Annotated in this window: 18 protein-coding genes; 9 read left to right on the forward strand and 9 right to left on the reverse strand. The window is 64.1% G+C overall.

The window, feature by feature from the left end; translation table 11 throughout:
• Positions 1-20: 20 nt before the first annotated feature.
• The 4 genes from EV700_RS03840 to EV700_RS03855 form a co-directional block, all read right to left on the reverse strand.
• Positions 21-332, reverse strand: coding sequence for a TRL-like family protein (locus tag EV700_RS03840; protein ID WP_130411019.1), 312 nt, complete (start codon positions 330-332; stop codon positions 21-23).
• Between the two features lie 3 nt (positions 333-335).
• Entirely contained in the window at positions 336-1,457 is a 1,122-nt protein-coding gene (locus EV700_RS03845; RefSeq protein ID WP_165391321.1) for an alpha/beta hydrolase, read from the reverse strand.
• A 95-nt stretch (positions 1,458-1,552) separates the two neighbouring features.
• Positions 1,553-2,299 (reverse strand): LytR/AlgR family response regulator transcription factor, encoded by a 747-nt coding sequence (locus tag EV700_RS03850; protein WP_130411021.1) that lies wholly within the window; start codon positions 2,297-2,299, stop codon positions 1,553-1,555.
• Positions 2,300-2,318: 19 nt separating this feature from the next.
• Entirely contained in the window at positions 2,319-3,416 is a 1,098-nt protein-coding gene (locus EV700_RS03855; protein ID WP_165391322.1) for a sensor histidine kinase, read from the reverse strand.
• 52 nt (positions 3,417-3,468) lie between these two features.
• On the opposite strand from EV700_RS03855, the gene argH reads away from it, so the two are divergent.
• From argH to EV700_RS03885, 6 genes are all read left to right on the forward strand, one after another.
• The gene (gene argH / locus EV700_RS03860) at positions 3,469-4,854 is read left to right on the forward strand and encodes an argininosuccinate lyase (protein WP_207224561.1); all 1,386 of its coding nucleotides are present in this window, start codon (positions 3,469-3,471) and stop codon (positions 4,852-4,854) included.
• 11 nt (positions 4,855-4,865) lie between these two features.
• Complete coding sequence (locus EV700_RS03865) at positions 4,866-5,138, forward strand: oxidative damage protection protein (protein ID WP_130411024.1); 273 nt, start codon at positions 4,866-4,868, stop codon at positions 5,136-5,138.
• 104 nt (positions 5,139-5,242) lie between these two features.
• Positions 5,243-5,719 carry a hotdog fold domain-containing protein gene (locus EV700_RS03870; RefSeq protein ID WP_130411025.1) on the forward strand — a complete coding sequence of 159 codons (477 nt, stop codon included), beginning with the start codon at positions 5,243-5,245 and terminating at the stop codon, positions 5,717-5,719.
• A gap of 3 nt (positions 5,720-5,722) precedes the next feature.
• Positions 5,723-6,448, forward strand: coding sequence for an SGNH/GDSL hydrolase family protein (locus tag EV700_RS03875; RefSeq protein ID WP_130411026.1), 726 nt, complete (start codon positions 5,723-5,725; stop codon positions 6,446-6,448).
• Between the two features lie 67 nt (positions 6,449-6,515).
• Positions 6,516-8,015 carry a WS/DGAT domain-containing protein gene (locus EV700_RS03880; RefSeq protein ID WP_130411027.1) on the forward strand — a complete coding sequence of 500 codons (1,500 nt, stop codon included), beginning with the start codon at positions 6,516-6,518 and terminating at the stop codon, positions 8,013-8,015.
• Positions 8,016-8,195: 180 nt separating this feature from the next.
• Positions 8,196-8,828, forward strand: a complete 633-nt coding sequence (locus tag EV700_RS03885; protein WP_130411028.1) for a hypothetical protein — start codon at positions 8,196-8,198, stop codon at positions 8,826-8,828.
• 3 nt (positions 8,829-8,831) lie between these two features.
• Here EV700_RS03885 and EV700_RS03890 read toward each other — a convergent pair whose 3' ends face one another.
• On the reverse strand, positions 8,832-9,617 hold the full coding sequence (locus EV700_RS03890; protein ID WP_130411029.1) for a thioesterase family protein: 786 nt from the start codon (positions 9,615-9,617) through the stop codon (positions 8,832-8,834).
• An 87-nt stretch (positions 9,618-9,704) separates the two neighbouring features.
• A complete protein-coding gene (locus tag EV700_RS03895) occupies positions 9,705-10,319 on the reverse strand; it encodes an arylesterase (protein WP_278044893.1) in 615 nt (204 codons plus the stop codon).
• On the opposite strand from EV700_RS03895, the gene EV700_RS03900 reads away from it, so the two are divergent.
• From EV700_RS03900 to EV700_RS03910, 3 genes are all read left to right on the forward strand, one after another.
• Positions 10,318-10,998, forward strand: a complete 681-nt coding sequence (locus EV700_RS03900; RefSeq protein ID WP_130411030.1) for an ABC transporter ATP-binding protein — start codon at positions 10,318-10,320, stop codon at positions 10,996-10,998. The genes EV700_RS03895 and EV700_RS03900 overlap by 2 nt on opposite strands.
• Positions 10,995-13,457, forward strand: a complete 2,463-nt coding sequence (locus EV700_RS03905; protein WP_130411031.1) for an ABC transporter permease — start codon at positions 10,995-10,997, stop codon at positions 13,455-13,457. The genes EV700_RS03900 and EV700_RS03905 overlap by 4 nt, the downstream gene beginning before the upstream one ends.
• A gap of 78 nt (positions 13,458-13,535) precedes the next feature.
• A complete protein-coding gene (locus EV700_RS03910) occupies positions 13,536-13,769 on the forward strand; it encodes a DUF2789 domain-containing protein (RefSeq protein WP_130411032.1) in 234 nt (77 codons plus the stop codon).
• Between the two features lie 53 nt (positions 13,770-13,822).
• On the opposite strand, the gene EV700_RS03915 is transcribed toward EV700_RS03910, so the two are convergent.
• Genes EV700_RS03915 through EV700_RS03925 form a run of 3 tightly spaced genes read right to left on the reverse strand, consistent with a single transcriptional unit; the run spans position 13,823 to position 16,154 of the window.
• A complete protein-coding gene (locus tag EV700_RS03915; RefSeq protein WP_130411033.1) occupies positions 13,823-14,209 on the reverse strand; it encodes a c-type cytochrome in 387 nt (128 codons plus the stop codon).
• An 11-nt stretch (positions 14,210-14,220) separates the two neighbouring features.
• On the reverse strand, positions 14,221-15,561 hold the full coding sequence (locus EV700_RS03920; protein WP_207224562.1) for a TonB-dependent receptor: 1,341 nt from the start codon (positions 15,559-15,561) through the stop codon (positions 14,221-14,223).
• On the reverse strand, positions 15,561-16,154 hold the full coding sequence (locus EV700_RS03925; RefSeq protein ID WP_130411034.1) for a cytochrome b: 594 nt from the start codon (positions 16,152-16,154) through the stop codon (positions 15,561-15,563). The genes EV700_RS03920 and EV700_RS03925 overlap by 1 nt, the downstream gene beginning before the upstream one ends.
• Between the last annotated feature and the right edge of the window lie 73 nt (positions 16,155-16,227).

The following is a 16,227-nucleotide window of genomic DNA, read 5'->3' on the forward strand; positions in this document are numbered from 1 at the left end:
GCCCGGGTGCGACAGGACGATCAGTTGCCGTAAACGACGATAGTCACGTCGGCGATGACACCCATGATGCTCTGGGTTTCATAATCCACATGGTGAATGCGGGTGATGCCGGCATTCTTCGCCGCCTGCTCGATGCTGGCGTTACCCACGGCATAAACGCCCAGGATGGAACGCGCGGTCGAACGACCGATCTTGGTCGGCTTCTCGGGGTTATCCGTCGCAGCCAGCGGGCCGGTCACGTTGGTGTAGAAGGTGCCGTTGACCGGGCTCATCCCCGTGGCACATCCTGTCAGGGCCGCTGCCAGCAGCGCCGCACCGATCAGTTTCTTCATGGATCAATTCCTCGTGGTCATGGTCAGTTGTTGGTAACGGGAACGGAAGGCGGTCTTCTGACTGTCGTCGTCCTCTCCGGAATCGGAAATCTCGGTGGGATCCGGGTTCAATGCCTTGGCGGCGATCGCTTTATCCGCGTGGGTGTCCAGCCAGGAGGTCACGTCGCTCCATACCTTGTCCTTGTCGACATCGTGCAGGGTGGCGTGACGCATGCCTTCGTAGATCTTGATCGTTTTGTCGGTGCTGACCGCCTTGGCCATCAGCAACTCGCTGCCTTCCTTCGCCACCAGGGCATCACGGGTGCCGTGCATCACCAGGAACGGCACGCGTACGTTATTGATGTTGAGCTGGAGCCGCTGGGTCACATCCTGCATCGCCACCAGAAAGCTGCCCGGCAGGGCCTTGTGGGCGGTGAACGGATCTTCCCAGTAACGCTGCTTGACCGCGGGATCCTTGACGATGGTCCAGGTCAGGCTCTTCCAGACCGGCAACAGCGGCGTCTGCGCCATATGGCGGGCGCTTTGCGCCGCGGTCCACAACCCGAAATTACCGACGCTGGCGGGCAGGATGTGTCCGGGATTCAGCTGGATCGCCGGAGCATTCAGGATCAGGCCGTCACTCGCCACACGGCCGGAGATGCTGGCCATCAGCACCACCGCGCCGCCCAGGGACTCGCCCTGAAGATAGACCGGCTTGCCGGGGAAGCGGCGGCGGACCTCGCGGCGGGCGATTTCCACATCCTCGACATATTCATCAATCTTGCCGACGGAGCCGCGACGGGCGCCATAGCCCTGGGATTGCCCCCAACCGCGCAGGTCAATCCCGAAAACGGCATAGCCGCGCGAGGTCAGGTCTTTCGCCCAAGGATCATAGAAACCGGAATGAACCGCCGTGCCATGCACCAGCAGCACGATGGCCTTGGGGCTGCCGGAGGGCATCCACCATTGCCCGAACAGATGCAGGCCGCTGCGCGTAAAGAAATGCCGCGCCTCGTTGGCGCTGGGCGCGAGGACGTATTTTTCGGGCTCATCGGATTTGATGGTGGACAGGCTGCTACAACCGGCCAAGGTCACAACAAGGGCAAACAGCGCGAAAATGTGGCGGAAAAACATCCACTTACCCATAAAACAACCCCAGCCGCAAGGCATGCGGCTCTTCTTTTTGTGATGACGTTATTCTGTTTGCCGTCCGCGGGCGGTGGCGGCAGCCACCCTTTTTATCACAAATTATGCATTTTATCGCGGATATCCGCCAAATGACGCCGGCTGACCAGCAGCTTGTCAGGAATCCCCTTGAGCCGGACCTGGTATTGGCCCGAAGGCAGCAGCTCCAACCCTTCCAGATAGGTGGCGGACATCAGGGCGTTGCGGTGGACGCGGATGAAGCGGTCGCCGAATTCGGTTTCCAGCTCCTTGAGGGTTTCGTCGATCAGCACCTGCCCCTTGGTATGGCGCACGGTGACATACTTCTGGTCGGCCAGAAAATAGTAGATTTCGTCCAGCGGCACCAGTTCCAGGCCGCGGTGGGTGCGGGCGGTGATGTGGTTACGGGTGGCGCCGGGCTTGCCGTCATCGTTGGCCTGCTCGCGAATATGCTGCAGCTGGGCGCGGTTGACGCGGGTGGCGCGGGACAGGGCTTCGTTCAACTGGTCGCGGCGCACCGGTTTCAACAGGTAGCCAATGGCCTCCACCTGAAAGGCGGCCAGCGCATGCTCATCAAATGCGGTGATGAAAATCACGGCGGGCGGATTGGGCAAGCGGGCCAGCTCCTCGGCGCAGGCGATGCCGTCCATGACCGGCATGCGGATATCCAGCAGCACGAGGTCGGGGGTCAGGGTCGCCACCTTGCTGAGGGCGTCCAGGCCGTTCTCGGCCTCGCCGACCACTTCGCAGTTGGCGGCGTCGCGCAACATGCGCACCAGACGATCCCGGGCCAACGCCTCGTCGTCACAAACCAGAACTTTCATAGGGCCTCCACTGTTATCTCTATTCTTGGAGAGGTTTCGCGACCTGCGGCACCAGAGCAAAGGGATAACTCAGGTAGGTGGTGTACAGGTTTTCAGTTGCTTGTGATTGCAGTTTAGCCTTTTCCCCGTAATGCGCGCGCAAGCGTTCCCGGATATTGCCCAGCGCCATACGGTTCCCTTTGTGCTGACTACGCCTGTCCGGATAATACGGGTTTGTGATGACGATCGTCACCTCCTGGCCGGTCCATGTCACCAGAATGGTTACGGTCGCGGGCCCCGATGCCGGTTCCACTCCGTGATAAATGGCATTTTCCAGCAGCGGTTGCAAGGTCAACGCGGGAATTCTGAGACCCAACGGCAAATTTTCCACCCGCCAATCGAGGTTCAGGCGGCTGCCCAGCCGCAGTTTCTCGATATTCAGGTAGCGCTCGCACAACGACAGCTCATCCGCCAGCGGCACCTCGCCTTCGGCCTTGAGGCTGGCGCGGAACAGGGTCGAGAGGTCTTCCACAACCTCTTCCGCCAGATCCGGGTCAACCGAAATCAGGCTGGCGATAATATTCATCGAGTTGAACAGGAAATGCGGCCGTATGCGCGCCTGCAAGGCCTGCAGGCGCGCGGTCAGCTCCGTGCGCTGACGGCGCAGCAGCTGTTCCTGTAAGAAAAAGTACCGCAGCACCAGCCCGGCGATAATGCCGCCCATGACCAGATTACGCACCAGCGCCAGCAACAACTTGACCTCGCCCGGCTGGCGGATGTTCAGGAACAGCAGCACGCCTTCGGCCAGAAAGGTAAAAAACGCCACCAGCGCCAGAAACAGGAAAAAAATCACGAACGCGGCATAGGAGCGACGCATTTTCATCAATTGCGGGCGCAAAGCGCAGAACAGGCCGGCCGAACTCATCGCCACCCAGGACAGCAGCAGCGACTTCAGCCCCAGCGCCACCCACGGAAAGGGGCTCAAGGTCACCATTTCCGTCATCAGCAGGAAAACCGCCAGCAACTGGCTGACCACCAGCAGCTTCAGCACCGCCTCCATATTGCAGAAATCGGGCAGGAAAAAATCATCCCCGGCCGGGGTATTGGCGTCCGGCGCGGGTCGGGGGGTTTCGGACATGATTCCTGATATACTCGTTATCGTTATTTTTTCACCCTGACTCCATTTCCCTATGAGCACTACGTCATCTTCCATGTGGGGCGGTCGCTTCAGTGAAGCCACAGACGCCTTTGTGGCCGAATTCACCGCGTCTGTCAATTTTGACAAGCGACTGTACCGTCACGATATCCAGGGCTCCATCGCCCACGCCACCATGCTGGCCCGCGCCGGCGTGCTGACCGAAGCCGAGCGCGATGCCATCATCGAAGGGCTGACCGCCATCCGCGCGGACATCGAATCCGGCAACTTCGAATGGCGCGTCGACCTGGAAGACGTGCACATGAACATCGAGTCGCGCCTGACCGACCGTATCGGCATCACCGGCAAGAAACTGCACACCGGCCGCAGCCGCAACGACCAGGTCGCCACCGACATCCGCCTCTACCTGCGCGATGAAATCGACTTCCTGCTCGGCGAAGTCCGCCGCCTGCAGACCGGCCTGCTCGACCTTGCCGAACGCGAGGCCCACACCATCATGCCCGGTTTCACCCATTTGCAAACCGCCCAGCCCGTGACCTTCGGCCACCACCTGCTGGCCTGGTTCGAGATGATGGTGCGCGACGGCGAGCGCCTGGCCGACTGCCGCAAGCGCGTCAACCGCCTGCCGCTGGGCTCGGCCGCGCTGGCCGGAACCACCTACCCCATCGACCGCGCCTATACCGCCGAGCTGCTGGGCTTCGAGGCCGTGTGCGAGAACTCGCTGGACGCCGTGTCCGACCGTGATTTCGCCATCGAGTTCTGCGCCGCCGCCGCACTGACCGTCACCCACCTGTCGCGCATGAGCGAAGAGCTGATCCTGTGGAATTCGCAGCAGTTCAAGTTCGTCGACATTCCCGACCGCTTCTGCACCGGATCCAGCATCATGCCGCAGAAGAAGAACCCGGACGTGCCGGAACTGGTGCGCGGCAAGAGCGGCCGCGTCAACGGCCACCTGATCAGCCTGCTGACGCTGATGAAGGGCCAGCCGCTGGCCTACAACAAGGACAACCAGGAAGACAAGGAGCCGCTGTTCGACGCCATCGACACGCTGAAGGGTTGCCTGCGCGCCTTCGCCGACATGGTGCCGGCGCTGAAGCCGAACCGCGAATCGATGCGCGAAGCGGCACTGCGCGGTTTCGCCACCGCCACCGACCTGGCCGATTATCTGGTGAAGCGTGGCACCGCCTTCCGCGACGCCCATGAAATCGTCGGCAAGGCCGTGGCCTATGGCGTGCAGACCGGCAAGGATCTCGGCGCGATGACGCTGGACGAACTGCGCCAGTTCAGCGATACCATTCAACAGGACGTGTTTGACGTGCTGTCGCTGGAAGGTTCGGTCAACGCCCGCAACCATATCGGCGGTACCGCCCCGAACCAGGTGCTGGCCGCCGTGGCGCGCGCCCGCGTCCGTATCGGCTGAGGAGGAAAACCATGACCCGTACCGTGATGTGCCGCAAATACCAGCAGGAACTGGAAGGCCTGGCATTCCCGCCCTTCCCCGGCCCCAAGGGGCAGGCGCTGTTCGACACCGTGTCGAAGCAGGCCTGGCAAGAATGGCTGAAGCACCAGACGATGCTGATCAACGAGAACCATCTCAACGTGATGCAGCCCGAGGCGCAAACCTTCCTGTCCGAGCAGCGTGAAAAATTCCTGAGCAACGCGGACTACGAACGCCCCAAGGGCTGGACGCCGGAAAAGAAGTGAACTGACCGTTCACGCCCGCGCGGGGCAAACAAGCAGGAATTGCCGTATACACGTAAGGCCGGTTGATCCGGCCTTACGTTTTTCCGTCCCGTGAGGTATGTGTCATGAGTCAGCTGCTCACCATGTACAACAGTGTCGGCAATGCCGCGTTCAGCGGCATGATCGGCCAGATCGCCCCTTTCTTCAGCACCATTAACGCCCAGTTCACCGAACTTCGTCCCAATTTCGCCGAAATTACCATGCCCTTCCGCCGCGAGGTCACCAACCACCTCGGCACCGTGCACGCCATCGCCATGTGCAACATGGCGGAGCTGGTGGCCGGAACCATGACCGACGCCTCGATTCCCGCCGGTTGCCGCTGGATTCCCAAGGCGATGAGCGTGCAATACCTGGCCAAGGCCAAGACCGACCTGCGCGCCGTCTCCAGCGGCGAAGGCCTGGACTGGGCGGCGGGCGGCGACATCGAGGTGCCGGTGGACGTGTTCGACACCCACGGCGTCAAAGTCTTCAGCGCAAAAATCACCATGAACGTGCGGCCCGGCGACCTGGTGCTAAGTGAAGACGCCCGGAAACTGGGCTGAACCATGTGGCGCTCGCTGCGGTTCTGGCTGCATTTCGGCGCGCTGATGCCGGTGGCGGTGCCGCAGGCGCTGCATACCCGGCGCACGGCGCTGCGACTGCCGGAGGCGGCAGGGCCGCAGCACGGGGCCTTTGCCGGTGAAGGCGCGCCGTGGCGGCTGGTGGTGATCGGTGAATCGACGGTGGCCGGAGTCGGCGTGGCGCACCAGGCGGACGGACTGGCCGTCGCCAGAGCCTTTGCCGCCCGGACCGGCCGCCCGGCGCACTGGCGGGCGCATGGCCGCAACGGCGCGCGCATCCGCGACGTGCGCCGCGACCTGCTGCCGGATGACCTGCAGGCGGCGGATCTGGTGCTGGTCAGCATCGGCGTCAACGACACCACCGGCTTCAGTTCGCCGCGCCACTGGCGGGAACAACTACGGCATCTGGTCGCCGACATCCGGCGACAGACGCCCGCGCCGGTCGCCTTCCTGGCCTTGCCGCCGATGCACCACTTCACCGCCCTGCCGCAACCGCTGCGCGGCGTGATCGGTCATCGCGCCGGACTGATGGATCACCATCTGCGCCGGGCGCTGGCCGGACTGCCCGGATGCCGGGTGCTGGACTACGGCATGGACATGCACCCGCGCTATCTGGCGGCGGACGGCTATCACCCCTCGGCGGAAGGTTATGCGGCCATCGGCGAAGCGGTGGCGCGGCTTGTCGCCCCGCGTTCCGGCGACGACGATTGAATCCCGCTTTACTCCCCACCCGCCCCCGATATACTGAGTCAAAGCCCATCCTCAGGGACCGCCGATAATGACAACAACCGGAATCGTGGCCACGCTGAAGTTCGCCATCCGCGCCGCCAACGGGCTGGGCCTGCTCGGCCTGTTCATGAACCTGCCGCACGCCCTGCCCGGCTTCCTGGCCTGCCACCTGACCGCGACGCTGGGGACGCTGCTGCTCGCTTTCCACCTGAAGCGCTCGGTGCCCGGCTGGGGACTGGGTGCCTTGATCCTGCCGTTCATCACCAGCACCTGGCTGACCTTCCGCCCGGAAAACACCCCTGACGCGATGACGGCGGGCGACAACTGCTGGTACAGCATGGAGCGGGACGTGAACCACATGATCGTGGTCGGCATCCTGTTCTTCGACCGCGCGCCGGAAAAGGCGGCGCTGGAACAGCTGATTACGGAGCGGCTGCTGAAATTCGACCGCTTCCGCCAGGTGCCGCGCCTGCGCAACGGCCACCGCTATTGGGAAGATGACGAAGACTTCCAACTGGATCGCCACCTGCATTTCCGTCCGCTGCCCGAGCCGTCGCTGCAAACCTTTCAGGCGCACGTGGACACGCTGTCCGGGCAGAAGCTGGACTTCGAGCATCCGCTGTGGGATCTGGAAGTGGTGCCGAACCACCCGGACGGCGCGGCGATCATCGTCCGCATCCATCACTGCAACGCCGACGGCATCGCGCTGGTACGGGTACTGCTGTCGCTGACCGACAAGGCTGCGGCCGCCGTCGAGAATACCACCGAGGCCCCGCGTGCTTCCCGTCCCAAGCATCACCCACTGAAACTGTTGTGGGAGTTGATCGTCGCCTTTCCGCGCATGCTGATGCTGCCCGACAGCCGCACCAGCTTCAAACACCCGCTGACCGGGCAGCGCGGCACCGCCTGGTCTGGACAATTGCCCTTGCAGGACATCAAGAAGTTGGCGCACGCCCACGGCGGCAAGATCAACGACGTGGTGCTGGCCGCCACTGCCGGAGCGGTGCGCCGCTACTTCCAGCAGAGCAACGAGCCGGTGGACGGCATTACCTTCCGCGTGCTGGTGCCGGTGAACGTGCGGCCGCTGGACGGACCGATCGTGCTGGGCAACCAGGTCGGGTTCATCTACCTGCCGCTGCCGGTGGGCGTCGCCGATCCGGTCGGCCGCCTGCGCGCGGTGAAGGCGGGCATGGACGCAATCAAGAGCGGTAAGGAAGCGGTGCTGGCCTATTTCTCGCTGTCGGTGATGGGCACGCTGCCGCGCGGCGTGCAGCACGCACTGATGGACGCTTTCAACGACAACGCCTCCTCGACCATGACCAACGTGCCCGGCCCGCGCGAGCAGCTGTTTTTCGCCGGGGAAGCGATCCGCAACATGGTGTTCTTCGGGCCGCAGTCGGGCAAGATGGGCGTCGGCCTGAGCGTGTTCAGCTATCAGGACACGCTGACGATGGGCATTTCCGCCGACAAGGGCATGATTCCGCATCCGGAGGTGTTTACCGCCTGTTTCGAGCAGGAACTGCGGGAGTGGCTGGCGCATTCGGGCTGAACTTGACCGGCATTTTTTGCAGGTGACCTGCCGGAAAATGCCGGATCACTCCCGCTTGAACGATTCACACCACCTGAAATATCGTTGTTTTAAAAGGGTTTATCACCAATTCCCGTTCTGGCACTCCCCTTGCTTTTCCCCTGACAGCATCATCCGATGCCTGACCCAGGAAAAAAGACCATGAACACGCTGCTCAAACCCCTTTTCGCCGCCTCGGCATTCAGCATCGTCCTGCTGCAAGGTTGCAGCTCCTCCCCCAGCGCCGCCGGACTGGCCAAGGCAGAAGCCCATCTCGACCAGAAACGTCGCGAGTCCGCCCAGCTTCAGGCCGAAAAGGCCATCGACGCCATGCCCGCCTGGGCGCAGGCGACGCCCCGCCCGGACAGCACCGGCATCTTCGCGCTGGGCATCGGCGAAAGCGACAAGCTGCCGCTGGCATTGAAGAAGGCGCAATTGCAGGCGGAATACGCGCTGGCCAAGAACCTGCAGCAGGAACTGGCCGGGAACGAGCGCATGATCCAGCAGGACAACAACGGCAGCGCCAGCGGCCAGTACGACAGCGTCATCACCTCGCTGGTGGATTACGTGTCGGTGGTGGGCTGCGAGGAAGTGAAGCGGGAAACCGTGGCCATCAACGGCCGTTTCCAGACCTACATCCTGCTGAAGATGCCGTACGAGGCCTTCAACCAGGCCTTGCAGGCCAAGAAGCAGCAGACCCGCGACAGCCAGATGCAGCAGGCCTACAACCGGCTGGAGCGGCAGCTGGAGCAACGCCGCCAGACCGTCGTTCCCGCCGGGACAACCTTGCAGTAAGGGTCAGGCAAACACCGTGACCGTCTGGCGGCTGACGGCGACCAGACGCCCGTCGGCCGCCCACAGCCGCGCCTCGGCGTGGCCGTAGCCGTCAGCGGCGAGGTCGGTACGGACACGGTAATGCCACCAGGCCGTCGGGTCCGGGTCCAGCGCCTCCTCCAGCAGTTCCAGCGTCCAGCACAGCGTGCTGGCGGGGGCCAACGTGCTCAGCATCGGCAACACCGACGGCGGCCAGGCGTCCACCAAGGCCACGAAATGTTCGAGCGTAAACGGGGCGGAGGTGTCGCGAAAACGGACACTGCCGCTGAAGTCAGGCTTGTCCTGACCCGTGAACGGGAAGCCGCCTTCCGCCCAGGCCATCTCGAACTGCTGCAGGAAGTCCGGCATGCGGCCCGGCAGGAAGGGCATGGTGCGGCCGTTCGCCGGGATCGGAATGTCCGTCAACTCCACGGAGGGAACGCGCACGGTTGATTCGCGGTGCGTGCCGTAACTGGCCAGCAGCACCGCCTGCACTTCACCGTTCTGCAACAGGCGCGCCTCGGCCTGCGTCACCGACTTGCCGCTGCGGAACACGGTCGCTTCCAGCGTTGCCGGACCCGGCGCCACCGGCCCGACAAAGGAAACCGACAGCGAGCGCAGCCGCCGGTCCGACGGCACTTCCGCTGACAGGCGCGCCAGCAGCACCGCCGCCACCAGCCCGCCGAAACTGGCGCGTCCCTGTCCCCAGCCCGCCTCGATTTCCACCTGCGCCGACGCCTTCGCGTCAGCCATCATCGTTGCAAACGACATCGCCTTTACTCAAGTTCTTTTTTGGAACTATCAATTTAGCAAGCCGGAGGCCGCAGGGGAAGCGGAAAACGAAACCCGACGGTCACTTCAGGGCTTGAGCAGCGGCTTCAGGTACGGCCAGACGTTGTCCGCCAGCCGGTCCTGCGCCTGCGCATTGGGATGGATGCCGTCGTCCTGCATCAGTTCCGGACGGCCGCCGACGCCCTCCAGCAGGAAGGGCAGCAACGGCGTCTTCGTCGCCTTGGCGACTTGGGGGAAGGTGGCGGCAAAGGCTTCGGTGTAGGCCTTGCCGTAATTGGGCGGAATACGCATGCCGACCAGCAGCACCCGGCTGTGCTGCTGCCGCGCCTGGGTGATCATCGCCGTCAGGTTCTTGGCCATCAGCGGCAGCGGCTGGCCGCGCAGGCCGTCGTTGCCGCCCAGTTCCAGCACCAGCACATCGGGTTGGTATTGCTTCAGGACCTTGGGCAGGCGCAGCAGCCCGCCCTGCGTTGTTTCGCCGCTGACGCTGGCGTTGATCACCTGGTGCTTGCCCGGCTGCTCGCGGTCCAGCCTCTGTTGCAGTTTTGCAACCCAGCCTTTGTTGACCTCCAGACCATAGGCGGCGCTGATACTATCGCCGAAAACCACCACCGTGGCCGCCTGCGCCGACAGGGTCGACGCCAGCAGCCCCGCCAGCAGGACAGCCTTCACTCGCATCATGACTACAGTTCCCGAAAATGCTCTGGTTGTCAGCCACCTTAGCAAAAGCGTCGCCGGTCCGGACGGCCCGCTCACCATTCTGCAACAGACCGATTTCACGGTGCGCGCCGGGGAAAGTGTCGCCATTGTCGGTGCGTCCGGCTCCGGCAAATCGACGCTGCTGGGCCTGCTGGCCGGGCTGGATACGCCGTCCGGCGGCTCGGTGACGCTGCTGGGCCACGACCTGAGCCGGCTGGATGAAGACGGCCGCGCGGCAGTGCGCCAGCGGCATGTCGGCTTCGTCTTCCAGTCCTTCCACCTGCTGCCGCACCTGTCGGCGCTGGAAAACGTGCTGCTGCCGCTGGCGGGGCGCGAGGACCGGGCGCTGGCCATCGACTGCCTGCAACGGGTGGGACTGGGCGAACGGCTGCAACACACGCCGCGCCAGCTCTCCGGCGGCGAACAGCAACGGGTGGCCATCGCCCGCGCCTTTGCCTGCCGCCCGCAAATCCTCTTTGCTGACGAACCTACCGGCAACCTTGACGCCCGCACCGGCCAGCAGATCATCGAGCTGCTGTTCGCCATGAACCGCGAACAGGGCGCGACGCTGGTGCTGGTGACGCACGACCCGGCGCTGGCGCAACGCTGCGGCCGCAGCCTGCGCCTGGACAGCGGCCGCCTGCGGGAGCCGGAAGCATGAGGGCGCTGGCCTGGCGGCTGCTGCGCCGCGACTGGCGCGCCGGGGAACTGACGCTGCTGCTGGCGGCGCTGGCGCTAGCCGTCGCCGCCACCACCAGCCTGCGTTTCTTCAGCACCAGCCTGGAACAGGCGATGCGCCAGCAGGCCGCGCAACTGCTGGGCGCGGATCTGGTGCTGAGCAGCACGCGCGGCCTCCGGCCGATGTGGGTGGACGAAGCGCAGCGCCTGCAGCTGCGTCAGGCTCAAACACTGGAATTCGGCAGCATGGCGCAGCATGGCGAGCAGTTCCAGCTGGTGACCGTGAAAGCCGTCAGCCCCGGCTACCCCCTGCGCGGCGAACTGAAGCTGCGCAACGGCCTGACCGGTATTCCGGCAGCCGGGACGGTCTGGGTGGAGGAACGCCTGCTGGGCCTGTTGCAGGCGCAAGACGGGGATACCCTGCAAATCGGCGAATCGACGCTGCGCATCACCGCCATCCTCGATCGCGACGCCGACCGCAGCAACGGCTTCGCCGCCCTGTCGCCCCGCCTGATCATGAACCTGGCCGATGTACCCGCCACCGGCATCCTGCAACCGGGCAGTCGCGTCAACTACCGGCTGCTGCTGGCCGGACCGCCTTCCGCCCTGCAAACCTACCAGGCCTGGGGCAAACCGCGGCTCGAGCCGCACGAACGCCTGCGGGACGTGAGCAGCGGTAACAAGCGCGTCAGCGACCCGATCAATAACGCGGGCAGCTATCTCAGCCTGGCCGCCATCGCCGCCGTGCTGCTGTCGGGCATTGCCGTCGCCCTGGCCACCCGCCGCTATGCCGACCGCCATCTGGATGCGTTGGCGCTGATGCGCTGTCTGGGCGGCACCCGCCGGCAACTGCTGACGCTGTTCGGCTGGCAGCTGCTGTTCCTGTGGCTGACGGCGATGCTGGCGGGTGGCCTGGCCGGTTTTCTCGCCGCGCAGGGGCTGCACCGGCTGCTGGCCGGACTGCTGCCGGTAACCACGCTGGAATTCGCCATTGCCCGGCCGCTGCTGACCGGCGTCGCCACCGCCACGCTGACGCTGGCCGGGTTTGCCCTGCCCGCCTTCCTCAAGCTGGCACAGGTGCCGCCGCTGCGGGTGATGCGCCGCGAACTGCAACCGGCGGACTGGTCGACGCTGCGCCTGACCGCGCTGGCGCTGGCCGCCCTGTTCCTGCTTATGACGCTGGAAACCGGCAAACTCTGGCTGACCTCGCTGGTGCTGCTGGGCGGCCTGGGGCTGGCGGCCCTCTGCGGCGGCCTGTTGTGGCTGGCGCTGCGGCGCTGGCGGCAGCGCGGCGGCGGTCAGTCCCGGCTGGCGCAGGCGCTGGACGGACTGGCGCGCCAACCAGCGGCCACCATCAGCCAGGTGCTGGCGCTGGGTCTGGGCCTCACCGCCATGCTGCTGGTCTTCAGCCTGCGCAGCGAGCTGCTGGCGCAATGGCGCGCCGACCTGCCCGCCGACACCCCCAACCAGTTCGCCATCGCCATTCCCGCCGATCAGGTGCAGCCGTTACAGGCGGTCATTCAACAACATCACTGGCGATCCTCCCCCTTCTATCCGGTGGTGCGCGGACGGCTGGTGGCGATCAACGGCAAGGCGGTGCAGAAACCGGCCGAGGCTGAACCGGATTCCGGCAACCGCGACAATGCCTTGGACCGCGAGCTGAACCTGACCTGGAGCGACATCCTGCCCGAGGAAAACACCCTGACCGAAGGCGCATGGTTCAAGCCCGACGCCGCCGAAGTCTCGGTGGAGGCCGAACTGGCGAAACGCCTCGACCTGAAGCTGGGCGACAGCCTGCGCCTGCAAATGGCGGAAGGCAGTGTCGAGGCGCGTATCACCAGCCTGCGCACGGTCGACTGGAACAACTTCCGCCCCAACTTCTATCTGGTCTTTCCCCGGCAGTTGCTGGAAAGCTATCCGGCCAGCTATCTGGCCAGCTTTCATGTCCCGGACGCCGACAAGACGGCGATGAGCACCCTGGTGCGCGGCTTCCCCACCGTGGTGTTCGCGGATATCGGCCAGATCATGGCGGAACTGCAGAAGCTGATGGACCAGCTGGCGGACGCGGTGCAGGCGGTACTGGTGTTCGTGGTGCTGGCGGGCGTGCTGGTGCTGCTGACCGGCATCGCCGCCGGGCTGGACGGGCGGCGGCAGGAGGCGGCGCTGTTGCGGGCGCTGGGGGCGAAGCGGGGGCAGTTGCAGCGCCGCGCCGGTATGGAGTTGCTGGTGCTGGGCGGCATGGCGGGATTATTGGCCGTGCTGCTCAATGAAATCCTGCTGGCGGTGCTGACCGTGCAACTGCTGGAAGGCACGCCGACCATGCATCCGTTGTGGTGGCTGGCGGTGCCGGGGACCAGCGCCATGCTGACGCTGGCGGTGGGGTTGGCGGGCATGCGCCGGGTGTGGACAGTATCGCCGATGGATGTGTTGCGGGAAAACTGAGAACCGCGTGCTCCCGACAGGAAAAATGACGGGCGGGGCCTATACTGACCTCAGGCCCACTCCACCGGAGCACTGATCATGGACACCGGAAAACATACCCTGCCCGCCCTCTTCGCCCAATTGGGCCTGCCGGCTGACGCATCGTCGATTGCCCGGTTTACCGGGACACACTGCTTGCCGCCCGACACCTCCCTGGCGGATGCGGGCTTCTGGAACCCGTCGCAAGCCGCTTTCCTGCGCGAAGCGCTGGCCGACGACGCCGAGTGGTCGGAAGCCGCCGATGAATTGGCCAACCTGCTGGGCAGTCCCTGATCGGCGACTCAACAAAAACGGCCCCAAGCGGGGCCGTTTTTGTTCTCCCAAAGTTACTTGAGGGTCAGCAGATAAGCGATCAGGTCGCTGCGGCTATCCGCGTTGTCCAGACCGTCATACTTCATCTTTCCGCCCGGCACCAGCGACTTCGGATTAGTCAGATACCGGTCCAGCTTGTCGCTGCTCCAGACGAGGCCGCTCTTCTTCATCGCGTCCGAATACTCGAAATCGGGCGTCCGCGCCGCCGCCAGCCCGGCAACGCCGAACAATGACGGTCCCTTCTTGTTCTTGCCCTGCTTGGCGCTGTGACACTCGGAGCATTCTTCGGCAAAAACCTTCTGGCCGTTGGCCGGGTTGTTGGCCGCATGCACCGGCGCGGTAAACGCCAGCAGCACGCCCAACGCCAGCAAGCCTTGGTGAAAAACGTTGTCAGCCTTCATCGGCGCATTCCTCAAAATGATGTCCAGACAAAACCGAACAGGGTGTTGTTGTCCTTGGCGTCGCGACCGGAACCGTCATAGTTGGTGCTGCCGCCATTGAACTTGGTGTAGTTGGTGTATTGCAGGCCGACCCGGACATTGGCCCACGGCGACCCCCAGGACGACTCCTTGCCCCACGGCGTCCAGTCAGTCTGGACGGTATAGCCCTGCGTGTCCGGCTTGCCGTTGTTGCTGCCGGTATCAGCGGCGGGAGCATACAGGCCGGTATCCTCGCTGCCGGTGGTGCGGAATGCGCCCAGCGTCAGGCCATAGGTCTGGTCAAAGGTGTACGAAGTATTGATGTTGAGCTGGTTGAGGGTCGCCGTCGGATTGGCGGAATCCCCGGCGGCGAAGCTGGCGTCCAGCGTCTGCTTTTCGTGGATATAACTGCCGCTGATGGTGCAGATATGACGGCGGGTGCCGAGGAACTGCCAGGCCGCATCCACACCCAGATCACGATACTTGTTGGTCAGGTCCGAAGCCGGATCAGGCTGGATATTGGCGTTGAAAGCCACCACTCCGGCGGAGAACGCCTGTTTGTGCATGTCACGGTAATAGGCCAGTCGCGCATAGGGCGCGGCGCTGGCCAGCTTGCCCTCCGGCTGGATGTTCATCAGCTTGTCGAGCACATTCCGCGACATCGACTTGTACAAACCGGCTTCCGCATAAATATGGTTGGCGAACAGGCCATAAGCCGTCGCACCCACCACCTGCTGCGCCAGACCGCCGTCCAGAATCGTCCCGGCCGCACCCGGAACCAGCTCCGTCGAGGTATAGGGAAATCGCCAGGCCGGCAACGTGTTGAACGGGTCCTGCAAACCGGGGTTGTTGTTGACGCTGACGCCCACAATCGCATTATTTTGCAGCGTTGTGGCATAGCGCACATCCAGATTATCCATCGAGACCTTGTGCTCGGCGCCCGAGTAGGTCACTTGGGCAAAACCGCCGACATGATCGCTGAGCTTGCCGGCGGCGAAGCCGGAAATTTCCTGCAGCAAGGCATTGTCGTTCAGCGAGGTATGATCGGTCGGGGGAGCGGACAGATCCTTGGAAGTATGCGCTAACGACGCCACCACCATGCCCGAGAACGGCAGGGAAGCCTTGCCATTCCCGTCCGTGTAACCGTTCAGCTTGAAGGCGATACCGTGCGGGGTGAGTTGCGGGCCATACGCGCCGATATGGCAGGCAGCGCACTCTTCACCGGTCTGGCGGGCGAAGGACGGCAGGGCATGAGCATTGGCGGCAGCCAGCACCGGCAGGGCAACACAGGCCAGCCGGGCAAGCAAGTGCTTGCCCGCAGGGAACAGGGACATCAGGATTCTCCTTGAGAGAGTTGGGAAAGTTCTTGTTTTGAAGTCTTGACGAAGCGCTTGGGCAACATGTTGACCAGGACATGATCCCCGCGAATGAAGTGGTGCCAGAGCGCGGCGGCGACATGCAGGGTTACCAGCCCGCCCAGTATCCAGGCGCCGACTTCGTGGTAGTGCACCAGGTCGTCCGCGTAATCCGTGTCCATGCCCGTGAGCGGCGGCAGCGGAATCAGGCCAAACACCGATACGGTCTGGCCACGGGCGCTGGAGGCCATCCAGCCCAGCACGGGTAATACAAACAGGAAGCCGAAAATGGCGAAATGCGCCCCGAAGGCGGACAGGCGCAGCCAGAGGTTGGGTTCGGCCGACTTGCCATGGCGTATTTCATGGTTCAGCCATAACAGGAAACGGGGAATCAGTACGCCCAGCACCAGCAGGCCCAGCGAACGGTGAGCATTGAGCAACAACAGCTTGAGGGGCTTACCTTCCATATCGTCGCGAACCAGGATGGCCGCGACCAGCACCGCCAGCAGCAACAGGGTCAGCCAGTGCAACAGGATGGAAATCGGGGAACGACGGGGAGGAACATGCGTCATGGCGGCCACCAGTAGGTTGCCGGTTTCCCGTTCTATCGGGGGAAATCCGGATTGGGGGCGAGCCTAGCGGGCC

The sequence above is a fragment of the Fluviicoccus keumensis genome, assembly GCF_004217445.1.
Taxonomy (GTDB): domain Bacteria; phylum Pseudomonadota; class Gammaproteobacteria; order Pseudomonadales; family Moraxellaceae; genus Fluviicoccus; species Fluviicoccus keumensis.

Excerpts from the sequence above, each read along its gene's own strand:
- EV700_RS03840 (WP_130411019.1), bottom strand. The coding sequence starts at position 332 with ATGAAGAAACTGATCGGTGCGGCGCTGCTGGCAGCGGCCCTGACAGGA.
- EV700_RS03845 (WP_165391321.1), bottom strand. The coding sequence starts at position 1,457 with ATGGGTAAGTGGATGTTTTTCCGCCACATTTTCGCGCTGTTTGCCCTT.
- EV700_RS03850 (WP_130411021.1), bottom strand. The coding sequence starts at position 2,299 with ATGAAAGTTCTGGTTTGTGACGACGAGGCGTTGGCCCGGGATCGTCTG.
- EV700_RS03855 (WP_165391322.1), bottom strand. The coding sequence starts at position 3,416 with ATGTCCGAAACCCCCCGACCCGCGCCGGACGCCAATACCCCGGCCGGG.
- argH (WP_207224561.1), top strand. The coding sequence starts at position 3,469 with ATGAGCACTACGTCATCTTCCATGTGGGGCGGTCGCTTCAGTGAAGCC.
- EV700_RS03865 (WP_130411024.1), top strand. The coding sequence starts at position 4,866 with ATGACCCGTACCGTGATGTGCCGCAAATACCAGCAGGAACTGGAAGGC.
- EV700_RS03870 (WP_130411025.1), top strand. The coding sequence starts at position 5,243 with ATGAGTCAGCTGCTCACCATGTACAACAGTGTCGGCAATGCCGCGTTC.
- EV700_RS03875 (WP_130411026.1), top strand. The coding sequence starts at position 5,723 with ATGTGGCGCTCGCTGCGGTTCTGGCTGCATTTCGGCGCGCTGATGCCG.
- EV700_RS03880 (WP_130411027.1), top strand. The coding sequence starts at position 6,516 with ATGACAACAACCGGAATCGTGGCCACGCTGAAGTTCGCCATCCGCGCC.
- EV700_RS03885 (WP_130411028.1), top strand. The coding sequence starts at position 8,196 with ATGAACACGCTGCTCAAACCCCTTTTCGCCGCCTCGGCATTCAGCATC.
- EV700_RS03890 (WP_130411029.1), bottom strand. The coding sequence starts at position 9,617 with ATGTCGTTTGCAACGATGATGGCTGACGCGAAGGCGTCGGCGCAGGTG.
- EV700_RS03900 (WP_130411030.1), top strand. The coding sequence starts at position 10,318 with ATGACTACAGTTCCCGAAAATGCTCTGGTTGTCAGCCACCTTAGCAAA.
- EV700_RS03895 (WP_278044893.1), bottom strand. The coding sequence starts at position 10,319 with ATGATGCGAGTGAAGGCTGTCCTGCTGGCGGGGCTGCTGGCGTCGACC.
- EV700_RS03905 (WP_130411031.1), top strand. The coding sequence starts at position 10,995 with ATGAGGGCGCTGGCCTGGCGGCTGCTGCGCCGCGACTGGCGCGCCGGG.
- EV700_RS03910 (WP_130411032.1), top strand. The coding sequence starts at position 13,536 with ATGGACACCGGAAAACATACCCTGCCCGCCCTCTTCGCCCAATTGGGC.
- EV700_RS03915 (WP_130411033.1), bottom strand. The coding sequence starts at position 14,209 with ATGAAGGCTGACAACGTTTTTCACCAAGGCTTGCTGGCGTTGGGCGTG.
- EV700_RS03920 (WP_207224562.1), bottom strand. The coding sequence starts at position 15,561 with ATGTCCCTGTTCCCTGCGGGCAAGCACTTGCTTGCCCGGCTGGCCTGT.
- EV700_RS03925 (WP_130411034.1), bottom strand. The coding sequence starts at position 16,154 with ATGACGCATGTTCCTCCCCGTCGTTCCCCGATTTCCATCCTGTTGCAC.